Annotated in this window: 10 protein-coding genes; 6 read left to right on the forward strand and 4 right to left on the reverse strand. The window is 45.8% G+C overall.

Features of this window, described 5'->3' with window-relative positions; all coding sequences use genetic code 11:
• Window positions 1-4: 4 nt before the first annotated feature.
• Entirely contained in the window at window positions 5-1,462 is a 1,458-nt protein-coding gene (locus Q1B47_RS12380) for an alanine/glycine:cation symporter family protein (RefSeq protein WP_299793961.1), read from the reverse strand.
• A gap of 426 nt (window positions 1,463-1,888) precedes the next feature.
• Between Q1B47_RS12380 and Q1B47_RS12385 the strand changes: the two genes are divergently transcribed.
• From Q1B47_RS12385 to Q1B47_RS12405, 5 genes are all read left to right on the forward strand, one after another.
• Window positions 1,889-4,255 (forward strand): phosphoketolase family protein, encoded by a 2,367-nt coding sequence (locus Q1B47_RS12385; RefSeq protein ID WP_299793964.1) that lies wholly within the window; start codon window positions 1,889-1,891, stop codon window positions 4,253-4,255.
• Between the two features lie 250 nt (window positions 4,256-4,505).
• A complete protein-coding gene (locus Q1B47_RS12390) occupies window positions 4,506-5,606 on the forward strand; it encodes an OmpA family protein (RefSeq protein WP_299793967.1) in 1,101 nt (366 codons plus the stop codon).
• A gap of 266 nt (window positions 5,607-5,872) precedes the next feature.
• Entirely contained in the window at window positions 5,873-6,829 is a 957-nt protein-coding gene (tal, locus tag Q1B47_RS12395; protein ID WP_299793970.1) for a transaldolase, read from the forward strand.
• Between the two features lie 13 nt (window positions 6,830-6,842).
• Entirely contained in the window at window positions 6,843-8,480 is a 1,638-nt protein-coding gene (gene pgi / locus Q1B47_RS12400; protein WP_299793973.1) for a glucose-6-phosphate isomerase, read from the forward strand.
• Window positions 8,481-8,706: 226 nt separating this feature from the next.
• On the forward strand, window positions 8,707-8,892 hold the full coding sequence (locus Q1B47_RS12405; RefSeq protein WP_299793976.1) for a DUF3545 family protein: 186 nt from the start codon (window positions 8,707-8,709) through the stop codon (window positions 8,890-8,892).
• 338 nt (window positions 8,893-9,230) lie between these two features.
• Here the strand turns inward: Q1B47_RS12405 and Q1B47_RS12410 are convergent, their stop codons facing one another.
• From Q1B47_RS12410 to Q1B47_RS12420, 3 genes are all read right to left on the reverse strand, one after another.
• Window positions 9,231-9,776: a hemerythrin domain-containing protein gene (locus Q1B47_RS12410; RefSeq protein ID WP_299793979.1), complete on the reverse strand. Its 546-nt coding sequence runs from the start codon at window positions 9,774-9,776 to the stop codon at window positions 9,231-9,233.
• A 136-nt stretch (window positions 9,777-9,912) separates the two neighbouring features.
• Window positions 9,913-11,007: a response regulator gene (locus Q1B47_RS12415; RefSeq protein ID WP_299793982.1), complete on the reverse strand. Its 1,095-nt coding sequence runs from the start codon at window positions 11,005-11,007 to the stop codon at window positions 9,913-9,915.
• Window positions 11,008-11,095: 88 nt separating this feature from the next.
• Entirely contained in the window at window positions 11,096-13,141 is a 2,046-nt protein-coding gene (locus tag Q1B47_RS12420; protein WP_299793984.1) for an ATP-binding protein, read from the reverse strand.
• A 159-nt stretch (window positions 13,142-13,300) separates the two neighbouring features.
• Here Q1B47_RS12420 and nfo point away from each other — a divergent pair, with 159 nt between their 5' ends.
• On the forward strand, window positions 13,301-14,158 hold the full coding sequence (nfo, locus tag Q1B47_RS12425) for a deoxyribonuclease IV (protein WP_299793987.1): 858 nt from the start codon (window positions 13,301-13,303) through the stop codon (window positions 14,156-14,158).
• Window positions 14,159-14,204: the final 46 nt, after the last annotated feature.

Below are 14,204 nucleotides of genomic sequence, written 5' to 3' on the forward strand. Positions count from 1 at the left end.
ATACTCAGTTACGCTCAGGCGAAGACTCAGCCGAACTGTTTTCCTTCATCACCCATATCCCCTCCTCAAGCTCATCAATCTCAGGGAATTGAGCACTATCAAAGGTAGGGGTTAATCCCGCCTTCAACTGGCGTTCATAATCTTTTATCACCGCAAAAGCCACTTTAGATAACATCACAATAGCGATGATATTAACCAGAGCCATCAGCCCCATAGAGACATCGGCAAAATTCCAAACCAGATTCAATGAAGCAACAGACCCGGCCATGACCATAGCAAGTACCAATGCACGGAAAACATACATCACCTTCTTGCTCTGAGTCAGGAACATAACGTTACTTTCTGCATAGCTATAATTAGCAATGATTGATGAGAAGCAGAACAGGATGATCGCAAAGGCAATAAAATAGGCAGACCATCCTCCCAACTCATTAGTCAAAGCCAGTTGCAGAAGACCAATCCCCTGTTGGCCATCTGGGTTATTCAGCACTCCGGATAGCATAATAATCGCAGCCGAAGCAGTACAGATAACCAATGTATCGACAAATACACCTATCATCTGTACAAAGCCTTGTGATGCCGGATGGTTCGGATTAGGCGTCGCCGATGCAGCAATATTAGCCGCGCTCCCCATACCCGCTTCATTTGAAAACAGACCACGGGCAATACCGGCCATCATGGCTCCCATTGCGCCACCGGCAGCCTCTTCCCATCCCAAAGCACTCTTTACAATCAGCGAAATTGCCGCCGGCACCTGATCTATGTTTATCACCAGTACCACAACAGCAATAAGCAGATAAGCAACAGCCATAATAGGTACAATAAGCTCCGACGCTCTGGCCACCTTCTTCAAACCACCACAGATGATGTATGCAGAAGTCAGCATAATGACGATACCGATAGCAGCCTTATCGAAACCGAAAGCATTATTAAGGGCATCGGTCATGGTATTGGCTTGCGCCGCATTAAATGCGAAACCAAATGCGATAATAAGTAAGATAGAGAAGATAGTCCCCATCCAACGCTTACCCAGACCTCGTTCCATATAGTAAGCGGGACCGCCACGATACTGTCCCTCACTATCTTTAACCTTATAAACCTGGGCCAGAGTCGACTCTATAAATGCGGTCGCCATCCCTAAAAGTGCAATCAACCACATCCAGAAGATGGCACCTGCACCACCTACTGTAATAGCTACGGCAACACCGGCCATGTTACCCGTGCCGACGCGTGCGGCCATAGAGGTACAAAAAACCTGGAATGAAGATATTCCATCAGTTTTATTGCGCCCCTTAACGACAAGTTTGGCGCCATGGCCAAAAAGGCGGAACTGGATGAAGCCGAGACGAAGTGTGAATAGTATACCGGCAGCTACCAGTACATATATAAGTACGCTGCCCCACAGTAAGCCATTTATGGCATCTACCGCAGATTCAATAGCGTTAAGCAGAGTCTCAAACATAATTTAATTGTTATCCCCATGACAAAAGCGGACTGGCAAAAACTGCCCAGACCGGGTTTGACTTTAAATTTCCTTCCCAATTTGATCAAAGAATATCGGCGAGATTATCTTTTAGAATTGTCCTTTCATGATTTTTACACCATGCCCGCCGAATTCGATGCAGCAAAATAGCACAGCCCCAAAAAATAGCCATGTGACATAGATCACATTTAAGCATTTAGATAACACTAGAATCACAGAGATAAACAATACTAAATTACTGTTGTAACTGATTCAACAAAGGATTTACTCGCTTTCTGGCAAAATTTAAGAAATTTAATAACTTTACTGAAATAAGATATAGAACACATTTTTGTAATAAAATTACAAATATAGTACCGAATATGAGCTTGGTTAACTTTTTGCTTACTATAAATGGGGTTATTTATGTCACAACAGCAAGAGATCAGCGCACTAAAGAAATTGGTAAGAGCAACTAACTTCTTAGCAACTTCGCAAATCTATCTAAAGAATAACGTACTGCACAAGCGTGCACTTTCGCACTCAGACATTAAGCCTAGACTACTGGGTCACTGGGGTACCTGCCCTGGTATCAACTTTGTCTACGCTCACGTCAACCGTCTAATTGTCAAAAACAACCGTTCATTCGTCTACCTTGTAGGCCCAGGTCACGGTTTCCCTGCAGTACAAGCTAACCTATTCATGGAAGGCTCTCTAAGTCACTACTACCCAGATGTTATTCCATACAATGAAGATGGTATCACGGATATCTGTCAGAAGTTCTCTGCAGCCTACGGTTACCCTTCACATGCTAACCCTGAAGCACCTGGACAGATTCTAGAAGGTGGTGAGCTCGGTTACTCACTTTCAGTTGCCTGGGGTGCGGTACTGGATAATCCTGATCTGATCGCTGCTTGTTTAGTCGGTGACGGTGAGTCTGAAACAGGTCCACTTGCCGCTTCCTGGTACGCTAACCGTTTAGTCGATCCGGCAACTAACGGTGCAGTACTGCCTATCGTTCATATCAACGGTTATAAGATCTCTGGTCCGACTCGCATGGGTCGTATGAGCCACGAAGAACTTGACCTTGAATTCCGTGGTCTTGGCTACCACCCAATCATCGTCGATGATGAGCTGGAAGAAGATGTATACGTTCAGATGGCAAATGCCATGGACAAATCTTATGAGATGATCACCGATATCCAGACACGTGCACGTGCCGGTGAAGATATTGTTAAGCCACGCTGGCCTGTCATCCTGATGCGTACCGCTAAAGGTTGGACCGGTACCGCCGAATACGATGGTAAGAAGCTTGAAGGCAACTGTGACTCTCACCAGGTTATCGTAAACAAGTGTGCTACCGACAAGGGGCACCTGAAAGCCCTAAATGACTGGTTAGCAAGCTATAAGTTCGATGAACTATACACAATCAATGACAAAGGTGAGCTGATCTTCGATGAAGAGATCCAGTCTCTGCTTCCTCCAAAAGATCTATGCTGTGGTCGTCAACACCTGAGCTACGGTGGTGAAGTGGTTCGTGCTCTTGCAAACCCGGATCTGTCTAAACTCGCTTATGGTGCAGAAACCCCTCGCGGTACACGCGGCCTGTCTATGTACAAGATGGGTGAGTGGATGCGCGATGCAATGAAACTCAACCGTGACCAGCGTAACCTGCGTATCTTCAGCCCGGATGAAACATACTCTAACCAGCTTCAAGCCGTGTTTGAAGAGACTGACAGAGCATGGACATGGCCAATCGAAGAGTGGGACGATGATATGGCCCGTGACGGTCGCGTCATCGAGCTACTATCTGAGAACTTGCTGTTCGGTATGATGCATGGCTACACGGTAACGGGTCGTCACGCGATGTTCCCAACTTATGAGTCATTCTCTCAAGTTGTTTCTTCGATGGCTGACCAATACTGTAAGTATGTATATGCGAGCCAGGGTGTACACTTCCGTAAGCCTGTACCATCTTGCAACGTAGTCCTGTCGTCGCTGCTTGAACGTCAGGATCACAACGGTTACTCGCATCAGAACCCATCATTCCTGGGCGCTATGCTTGAGAAACATCCTAAGATTATCTCAGCATACCTACCTGCAGACGGTAACAGCACTCTGGTTTACACCGAGCGTGCCTACGCAGACCGTGATAAGTTAAACATCCTGGTAGCCGGTAAGAAAGAGCTGCCACAGTGGTTGACACTGGATGAAGCGCGTAAGCAAGCTAAAGACGGTGTCATGGTTTGGGACTTCGCTTCAGATGAAAACCCAGACGTTGTACTTGTAGGTTGTGGTGATTACGTGACTCAGGAAGCTATGGCTTCTCTGGTACTAATCAGAGAGTTACTACCTCGCGTTCGTATCCGTTTCGTCAGTGTTACTGAATTAACCAGCAGCGGTCTTGGTAGCCTTGAGTTCCAAAGCAAGCCTTGGTTGATGGATGAAGTATTCACAGCCGATAAGGGTGTTGTCTTCAACTACCACGGTTACCCGAACACCATCAAGAAGCTGGTATTCGATTACAAGGGCAGCGAGCGCTTCAGAATTAAGGGTTACGAAGAGGAAGGTTCTACTACGACTCCATTCGACATGGGTGTTCGTAACGGTACTTCACGTTACCACTTAGTTATCGATATGGCTTACAAGCTGTTCCAACAAGGTGTTATCGATGAGACTCAGCACGTTGCAATCACAACAGATATGCTGCAGCGTCTGGTAGACCACAGAAACTACATCAAGGCTAACGGTGTAGACCCTGTTAGCATTGAAAACTGGGTATGGACTCGATAGAGACCAAGCTAGAATCATAACTTGATACGACTAAGTGCACTCATTTGAGTGCACTTTTTTTTGCCTGAAACCTCAGAATTAATGCTGAAAAACAAGTGAATAACCAACAATAAGCTTGAACAGCAGCGCAAGGACGATGGATAATATTACCAACCGGCAAAATTACCAAAGGATCCCCTACCCAAGTGCTGGTCGTGTTTTATCCTACGGTAAAACAGCATGGGGAACGGTAAACATAAAAGGAATTAAGATGATGAACAACACAGTAAAAGCCCTTCTGCTAACTTCAATGCTTCCATTCGCTGCCAACGCCACTCAAGAACTTACCCCTTGGTATGTTGGGGCAGGCCTTGGTGTCAATAACTACGAGCCCAGCTGTGATATGAAGAGCATGAAAGTCTGTGGCAAAGATGATCCCTACGCATGGGATCTATTCGGTGGTTACCTGTTCAATGACTATTTTGGCATTGAGCTGGGCTATCGGGATCTTGGCCGTGCCGAATGGGTCGACTACTCAAATAAGCTAAACGATGTTGGCGCTAAAGGGATGACACTAGGCGTTGTCAGCTTCTGGCCAATATCTGAATATTGGAGCCTGACGGCTGAAGCCGGTGCAATGAATTACCTTCTGTCAAACAATAAGCAGTCGGGCAGTGAGTACTACAGCGACAGCGGTGTTGCCCCCTATATAGGTATGGGGATAGGTTTTAACATCACTGAAAACCTTAAGCTTTTAGCAAAATATCGCCGTTACGAAAACCTTGACGAAGATAGGTGGAATACCCTGGAGATGGAGAGTAACTACTGGGGACTGGAGTTGAGCTATCGATTCGGCAATACGGTTCCAGCCGCCATAGCCCCGGTGACCCCAGCCGCTATCGACTCGGATAACGATGGCGTTACCGACCCACAGGATAAGTGTCCGGACACTCCGGCGACTCACAGGGTAGACAGCAATGGATGTACTATCTATAAGGAGATCACCGAGCAGCGTGATCTGGGCTCTATTCTGTTTGACAATGACTCATCGGTAGTAAAGAGCGAGTCTATAGCACGAATTGAAAAGCTCGCTAACTACATGAATAAAAACCCTCAATCGACTGTGATGATCTCAGGTCATGCATCGGATGTCGGCCGCGCCGATTACAACATGCAGCTTTCAGATAAACGGGCACATGCGGTTGCAAAGATACTCATTAATCAATTCGGTATCGGCGCAGAGCGTGTTAAGGCGCAAGGTTTTGGTATTACCCAACCGGTCATCCCCGGCAGAAGCAGTGAAGCTAATAAGGCTAACCGCCGTATCGAAGCTCATGTGACAGGTGTCAAACGAGAGGCCCTTATCAAATAACAGGGCTCACATTTACTGAAAAACCGCTACTTCTGTGTAGCGGTTTTTTTATCTGTATCCATTGCGACCTAAGAGCTATACTCTGAAATACTCATTTCTGGCTAGTATTATTTAGCAATCTTACGCTTAAAAGCCCTTTTTACTGATATTTTACAACTTTCCTGTAATTTTTTTTCAATTATGGTTGGAAATATCATCAAGATCGCTTCTAATACCTGTTGCAAATCACGAACCTTAAGCTGCTTCTTAAGAAGGATGTTATTTTTATGCCTAATACACTCGAACAACTCAAATCAATTACGACTATTGTTGCCGATACCGGTGACATTGAGGCCATCAAGCGTTACCACCCAGAAGATGCAACGACCAACCCATCGTTGATATTAAAAGCAGCTCAGATCCCGGAGTATGCTCACCTTATTGAAAACGCTATCGAGTGGGCAAAATCACAGAGTGACTCCCTGGAGCAGCAGATAGAGGACGCAGGAGATAAGCTTGCAGTCAATATCGGTGTTGAGATATTAAAGATTGTTCCGGGCAGGATCTCTACCGAAGTCGATGCCAGACTATCTTTCGATAAAGCAGGCTCTATCACCAAGGCTCATAAGCTGATAAAGCTATATGAAGAAGCAGGCATTGATAAATCTCGCATCCTGATAAAATTGGCTTCAACCTGGGAAGGGATCTGCGCCGCCAAACAGTTAGAGCAAGAGGGTATCAACTGTAACCTGACCCTGCTGTTCAGCTTCGCCCAAGCCCGTGCTTGTGCAGAAGCCGGCGTTTACCTTATCTCTCCTTTCGTTGGCCGCATACTCGACTGGTACAAGAAAGATACCGGCCTCGAATACTCGCCTAGCGAAGATCCGGGCGTTATCTCGGTCACAGAGATCTACAATTACTATAAGCGTCACGGCTTTAACACTGTTGTTATGGGCGCAAGCTTCCGCAATACGGGTGAGATCATTGAACTTGCCGGTTGTGATCGCCTGACTATAGGCCCGGCGCTTCTCGAAGAGTTAGCAAACTCAACAGCAGAGATCGAGCGTAAGCTAATCCCGGCACAGACCATCAGCGAAACGGCTGAGCCGCTGACTGAAACTCAATTCCGCTGGGAGTTCAACGAAGACCCTATGGCAGTTGAGAAGCTAGCCGAAGGGATCAGAAACTTCGCTATCGATCAGGGTAAGCTGGAAATGATGCTGAAAGAGAAATTGACCTGCTAGGGAGATCAACACAATGACCGAACTGACTCAGGGTAAAGCCTGGAAAACGTTAGAGGCTCATACCCAAGGTTTACCTCATATGAGAACACTTTTCGAAGCAGATCCTAAACGTTTCGAAAAAATGTCCACCTCTGCTTGTGGTCTGTTTTTAGATTACTCAAAAAACAGAGCGACAGAAGAGACATTGTCTCTTCTGTTTAAGGTAGCCGAAGATGCACAGCTTGAAACTAAAATCAAAGCTATGTTCGATGGCAAGCCGATCAATACGACTGAAAAGCGTGCCGTACTGCATACGGCTCTGCGTGCCAAGCCTGAACAAGAGATAATGGTTAACGGCATTAATATTGTTCAGGAGGTTCAGGACACTCAGCAGCAGATGGAACAGTTTGTTGAAGCTGTCAGCAGCGGAGACTGGAAGGGATACACGGGCAAGAGGATAACCGACATTGTCAGTATCGGAATCGGCGGCTCCTTTCTTGGGCCAAAGATAGTCTCTCAAGCATTAAGGCCCTATTGGAGCAAGCAACTCAACTGCCATTTTGTCGCTAATGTCGATGCGAGCTCTATCGTTGAGAAGCTAAAGCCACTCAACGCAGAAACGACTCTCTTTATCATGTCCTCTAAGTCTTTTGGAACTCAGGAGACATTGACGAATACCTTGAGTGCGAAAGCCTGGTTTATAGAGCAGGGTGGCTCTCAATCAGATGTAGCCAAGCATTTCGTTGCCGTCACCTCAAATGTTGAAAAAGCGACCGAATTTGGTATCGATGCAGGTAATATCTTCCCTATGTGGGATTGGGTCGGAGGTCGGTACTCTCTTTGGTCGGCTATCGGGCTTCCCATCGCTCTATTGATAGGTATGGAAAATTTCAAGGCGCTGCTGGATGGTGCACACGAGATGGATCAACATTTCGCGCAGACTCCACTGGCTGAAAACATGCCTGTTATCATGGGACTATTTTCACTGCTTTATGGTAATTTTCATAACGCTCAGTCACATGTAGTGCTTACCTACGATCACTATCTAAGAGGGTTGCCCGCATACTTCCAACAACTCGATATGGAAAGTAACGGTAAATCTGTCACCCTGGACGGCAGCGAGATCGATTACAGCACCGGGCCAGTCATCTGGGGCGGCGAAGGAACAAACGGCCAACACGCTTATCATCAGTTATTGCATCAAGGTACGGCCTTAATTCCTGCCGATTTCATCATGCCTCTTCAAAGCCATAACCCGCTGGGCGAGCACCATGTGCAACTTGCGTCTAACTGTTTCGGACAGACTCAGGCACTGATGCAGGGACGCTCCTATGAAGAAGCGCTCCAGGAACTTAGCGGTAGCAAGTTAGCCGACGATGAAAAGAGCCTGATCGCCAAGCATAAGGTGATGCCGGGTAACAAGCCCAGCAACACCATTTTGATGGATAAGTTAACGCCGACGACTCTTGGTGCATTAATCGCCCTATACGAACACAGAACTTTTGTTCAAGGCGCCATCTGGCAGATCAACTCATTTGATCAATGGGGAGTCGAGCTGGGTAAAACATTGGGCAATGATGTTCTGGATAGACTCAGCGCAGACAGTGATGCAACTGAGTTAGACAGCTCAAGTAACGGCTTGATCAATATGTTCAGACAACAAAATATCTAACCTAAAGTCATCAAGTAAAAAAAGCCAGTTTTCACTGGCTTTTTTTAATCCGCTAGCCTATACCGCCAAAATTTCAAACTTTATTTATAGTTAGCTCTGAAAACACGCCGCTGACGTCATAAAACCATCACGCCACCTTAACATTTTTGAAACATTATTCTTGCACACTATTTTAAAAGTGTGGTATTTAATTGTTGAACAAAAAATAAAACAACAGGAGGTTGCCATGAATCGCTTAGATTATGGTAGTGCGCTAGATACCGTCGTAGAAAGACCGACTCGCTCGAAAAGCTCCAACAAGAAGCGTAAATGGCGTGAAATCGAAGCACTGAAAGAGAAGCATCGCTTACTTAAGGAACTTCAAGACATAGATACCAGCTTCGATTGTGAACTCGACAATCTCCTGATGTAAAAATTTCTCAATAAAAAAGAGCGCCTATAGCGCTCTTTTTTGTGTCTGGAACACTTATGTAAAATTCCCATGGATGGGTAGAATTTTACTTTGTGTCTGGAACACTTATGTAAATTTCCCACGGGTCAAAGATGTTCCAGACATCTTCATGACATTCCCTACATCTGACCCATATGGATATGGGAAATGTCTTTAAAGCGTATGGAACGCGTTAGACCCTGAAGGTCATGGATAGAAATTTACTTTGTGTCTGGACTTCTAGTAACTAAGACATATGTAAAATTCCCATTTTTACTTTATGTCTGAAACCCTCTCACTGCCTCGAAGAGCCACCTCTTTTAAAAGGTCTCATCACACGCAATGTACTCTCTGAGCTCTTCAAACAAGGCATTATCGTCATCGCTGAACAGCGGATCGTCGATAAGCTTTAATGAGCACAGTTCCTGTACATTTCCCCAGTCTTGCTTATCCATCTCCTTAGCAAGGAGCGGGAAAATGACCTCATCTTCATACTTCATATGCCTCTCCTGCAGAGCGACATACTCTTTTAAATCGACCACCAACTGCTCTCTCGACACAACGACATCACTTAAAATTAAGTTCAGTGTCGACATGAGAGACGCCGAGGCATCGATCAATTGATGATGCTCTTCGGCCAACTTGTTAGGGTTATCCTCTTCAGAGACCTTTTCAAGGTAGTACTTATAGATAATATCTTCCAGAGGGTGATGACTATGCTCTGCGTAACTTTGCATATACTCCACAACATCCCTGATGAGGTTAAAATTCACAGCCTCACCTTCGGCTAGCTTCCTATATTTAACTTTCAGGACGTTGAGCAAAATGGCAATGTGCTTATGATCACTGTTCAGCCTGGCAAGCATAGTTGTCTCCAAATCAAGAACATCGTTACATACAATATTAGTAAATAGATGAAATAATACCCAATATATCAAAGGCTATTGTTAAATTGATGTGACTGAGATCAATTCAAATAAAACTAAATCGCGTCAACAGCTGCTAAGAAACACTGGATTCAACAACATTTTTCACCGTATTTAATGAGCCCTGCAAACGATAAAATGCCTCACCGGCCGAGTTGGCCTCTTTTAAGTTTCTCTCCACCATAGATGCAAAATAATCTTCCTGCTCCTCGGTCATATCCAACACATGGAAACTGGAACGGATCTCCGCAGTCATTCCGGTCAGAGCAGCGCTGAACTTTTCATCATGCTCCAGAATTGCACCGCTAATATTGCCTAACAAGCCCTGGATCTCCATAAAGACATGCTTCAATGTCTGCTGGCGGCCAATATCCAACACCCTCGCCTCAAGCCCCTCAACGATCACAGCAATAATATCCCTCAACCTTCCATATAACACCTCATCATCCAAAGGCATATTTTTTATCAGAAAAGAGACATGTTTATCATTACAGATTGTCCTGCAACCAAAATCATACAGGCGACCATGCTTATCCAAAAGTTCGAGGATATTGGCCTCTATGGGGCTTATCTCCCCATGTTCGGGAGCAAAGTAATGCACCTCATCATCTCTGATCTCAAGACAGGAGCTGAGGTTCAACTGCTGCATTAAATCGAAAAAGGCATCGGCTAGGCTCTGATAGTCGTGACACAGGAAACACTGCCTGAAGAACTGCAGGACCGCACCATATTGAGAGGACTCTGTCATCGATTGAAATGCCATATTTCGAGACATGGTTTCAGCCTGCATCAGTGAACGTTTCTTAGCCTGATATGATGCGACAGACTGAACCTTAGCCACCAGCTCCTTTAACTCGAAGGGCTTGGCAATAAAATCCACCGCACTCGCATCGTAGGCCCGCAGGCGCTCCTCCAATGTATTCATGCCCGAGACGAATATTACCGCCGTATCTTTCCCCGAAGTGGCCAGCTCCTGACACAGTTCTATACCACTAATATCGGGAAGGTTGATGTCCATCAACACAAGATCCGGTGTGCTCGACGCTAAGGCTGTACGGTAGGAGTCAGCATCATTAAACACCTCTACCCGATACTCATCTACAATCACTTCCCGAATAAGATCGCAATAATCTTTATCATCATCCACAACCCAAACTAATATATCTTCCATGCGAGGCCTCTCCTTTTCATGATTTGGCTGGCACCCAAAGCTATATATTTCTCGCTTACTAACAAAGCGTTAAGCCACAATAATATTGCTATATTTCTCTAGGAGAGAAACGGATCCCGAGCTGCTCCAGAGCCTCTACCAGCTCATCCAACTCAAATGGTTTATGTAATACTTTATAGGGCATCTGTTCATTGTTCGTTATGCCAATATCTCCGATGAATCCCGAGATTAACAGCACGCTGAGAGGAGCCTTAGAGGAGAGCTCTTTGGCTAACTCGTAACCATTTATCCCTCCGGGCATCAAGACATCAGTAATAAGCAACTCAATGCCATTTAATCTCTCTTTATACTTTTCCCTTACCGTCACAGGATCGGAGTAAGCTTCGACCTCCATTCCAAGCAGCTCGCAGTAATCGGTAAGGACTGTCAATAACTCCACTTCATCGTCGACAATCAATACCTTCAACTTCTTCGCGACTCTGGGCATCCTTCCACGCTCATCAGACAACTGCTCCTCACTCAACCGCTCCTTAGCAACAGGGAACCACAACCTGAACTCTGTCCCCTTCAAGTCAGACCTAATCACACTCATGTAGCCTTTAGAGCGCTTAACGAATCCATAGACCATTGAGAGTCCCAACCCGGTACCCTTACTCTTATCCTTGGTCGTAAAAAATGGCTCGAAGATCTTCTCAAGTATCCCAGAGGCTATACCGCAGCCGGAATCGATAACTGAGATAGTGATATATTCACCCGGTTCTACTTGTGGCCTTCCGGTTATCCCCGGAAGTAAACCACAGAGGTAAGTTCTATCTGTTCTGATGGTGATCTGTCCCTCTCCCGACATAGAGTCTTTAGCATTAAGTACTAAGTTAATCAGGGCGTCTTCCAGATCTCCCCTGTCGACACAGACATTACCAAGATTGGGTTTGATCTCAGTCAGCAGTTCAATTTGTGTGGTGAGCGACTTACCCAGCAGCTCTTCGAGCCCCTCGATAACATCATTCACATCACAGGGGTGTGCACTAAACTGCTCCTGCCTCGAAAACTGCAGCAGCCGCCGGGTAAGATCCGTTCCCCTTTGGCAAGCTTTAAATGCCGTGGCAAGATAGCGGGAAACTTTCTCCTCACTATTCTTAAGTGACATCAACTCAAGGTTCCCCTTTAACACCCCTAAAATATTATTAAAGTCATGGGCGATGCCACCAACCAGCTGTCCCATTGCCTGCATCTTCTGGGTTCTTGCCATCATCTGTTGTAACTGTTTTTGCTCTGTAATATCCCGCCCGACCAAAGCAACTAAACTCCCCTGCTCACTTCGCTCCTCGAGCGCTACAAGATGCATATGCAGTAAAGCGGTATCTTTATCGGCCTTGGTACATATCAGCTCTCCATCAAACTCACTTCTCGTACTGATCGCCTCCAGTAGTTCACTCTCTCTATACCCGGCAGACATATCATCTCTGAACTTCTGCTCTTTAAATAACAAGGTGATCGGCTTACCTATGAGTTGAGTACGCGGATAATGACTGATACTTGTTGCAGCGGCATTAGCATACATAATACTGGGAACACCGAAGGTGGGTCGATTGGCAACCAGAATTAGGTCTTCACTGTTGCTAACAATCGATTGAAACATCTCGCTGTCAATCGATTGTACGACTCGACTCTTGGCCCTCTCCTGCCAGTCCACTGTTTGCTGAACAAGCATTCCCATAATAATATCGGACAGAAGATCACTGGAGTCGATAAGGAAGGAGAGCCAGTGCTCACTCGATGAGTGAAAGAAGATCTGAATATTGACATCCTTGGCAGGCCAAACGATAAATGACTGCCACCTGTGAACGATAGAGTTCTGACTGGCAAAGGGCCAATCTTTCGCCTCTTTCCATAAGGTCAGATAACGAACGGGATCACGACACCAACAGGTAGAGGAGGCCGGCATATCTTCAAAATCGAGACAATCCTTAGGTACAATGAGTACCGCCTGAGACTGGCTGACATCCGCCAAAATTCTGCATAGCGGCAGTAAAATATCTTCACCGTTAATAAAGCTGGCTTGCAGCTTACCAAGCTCTGCGAGTAGCCTTGGCCAAATGCTATTGAAATCAGTTTGAGAGAATTCATTAAACACTGTAGAGTCCGTTCCAGCTGTCCTTGCGCCCATTGCTTATTCATTAACCCTATTAATTAAATGGCTGTTATTAGCATAGTTAAGCTTGGATATTTCGCACCTTTATTCGCGATAAAGGTTGTAACTAATTTTAAAAACAAACGAGAGGAGCTGTTGAAGATGAGATCTTCGAGGTGGATAGGGGCTCACGTCAGTGCAGCCGGCGGAATTGAAAACGCACCAATCAATGCAAAGGCGATTGGGGCAAACGCCTTCGCACTTTTCACTAAAAATCAACGTCGCTGGCAAGCTGCACCACTGGCTCAGGAAAGTATCGAAAAATTTAAGGAAAACTGTAAAGAGGCCAATATTGCCAGCAGTGCCATTTTGCCCCATGACAGTTACCTGATAAACCTGGGCCACCCCGATAATCTTCAACTGGAAAAGTCCAGAACAGCCTTTTTCGATGAGATGCAACGCTGTGAGCAGATGGGGCTATCCCTGCTCAACTTCCACCCTGGCAGCCATCTGAGGAAGCTCCCCATCGATGACTGTCTTTCCAGAATCAGTCAGTCGATAAATATGGCGCTGGAGCGTTCATCAAATGTCACCGCCGTCATTGAAAATACGGCCGGACAGGGATCAAATTTGGGCCATAGTTTCGAGCAGCTGGCGCAAATTATCGATGGGGTAGAAGACAGATCCCGTGTCGGTATCTGCATAGATACCTGCCATATGTTTGCAGCCGGGTATGATTTGAGTTCGACTGAAGCATGCCGCGAAAGCTTTAAGCTGTTCGACCATATAGTTGGGTATCAATACCTAAGAGCCATGCACCTGAACGACAGCAAAACCCCGCTCAACAGTCGGGTAGACAGACATGAATCTCTCGGGCTGGGCCATATAGGGAAGGAAGCATTCAGCTTCATAATGAATCTTGAAGCGACAAAAAATATTCCCATGGTATTAGAGACAATTAACTCAGATATCTGGCAGGATGAAATAAACTGGTTACGCAGCCTGACTCATAACAATTAAGAGGTGTGCTACGAGTCACCCCGGTTTACTCGGCGCGGTGGTAAAA

The sequence above is a fragment of the uncultured Shewanella sp. genome, assembly GCF_947501225.1.
In the GTDB taxonomy this organism is placed as follows: Bacteria; Pseudomonadota; Gammaproteobacteria; order Enterobacterales; family Shewanellaceae; genus Shewanella.

Excerpts from the sequence above, each read along its gene's own strand:
- Q1B47_RS12415 (WP_299793982.1), bottom strand. The coding sequence starts at position 11,007 with ATGGAAGATATATTAGTTTGGGTTGTGGATGATGATAAAGATTATTGC.
- pgi (WP_299793973.1), top strand. The coding sequence starts at position 6,843 with ATGACCGAACTGACTCAGGGTAAAGCCTGGAAAACGTTAGAGGCTCAT.
- tal (WP_299793970.1), top strand. The coding sequence starts at position 5,873 with ATGCCTAATACACTCGAACAACTCAAATCAATTACGACTATTGTTGCC.
- nfo (WP_299793987.1), top strand. The coding sequence starts at position 13,301 with ATGAGATCTTCGAGGTGGATAGGGGCTCACGTCAGTGCAGCCGGCGGA.
- Q1B47_RS12405 (WP_299793976.1), top strand. The coding sequence starts at position 8,707 with ATGAATCGCTTAGATTATGGTAGTGCGCTAGATACCGTCGTAGAAAGA.
- Q1B47_RS12410 (WP_299793979.1), bottom strand. The coding sequence starts at position 9,776 with ATGCTTGCCAGGCTGAACAGTGATCATAAGCACATTGCCATTTTGCTC.
- Q1B47_RS12380 (WP_299793961.1), bottom strand. The coding sequence starts at position 1,462 with ATGTTTGAGACTCTGCTTAACGCTATTGAATCTGCGGTAGATGCCATA.
- Q1B47_RS12390 (WP_299793967.1), top strand. The coding sequence starts at position 4,506 with ATGATGAACAACACAGTAAAAGCCCTTCTGCTAACTTCAATGCTTCCA.
- Q1B47_RS12385 (WP_299793964.1), top strand. The coding sequence starts at position 1,889 with ATGTCACAACAGCAAGAGATCAGCGCACTAAAGAAATTGGTAAGAGCA.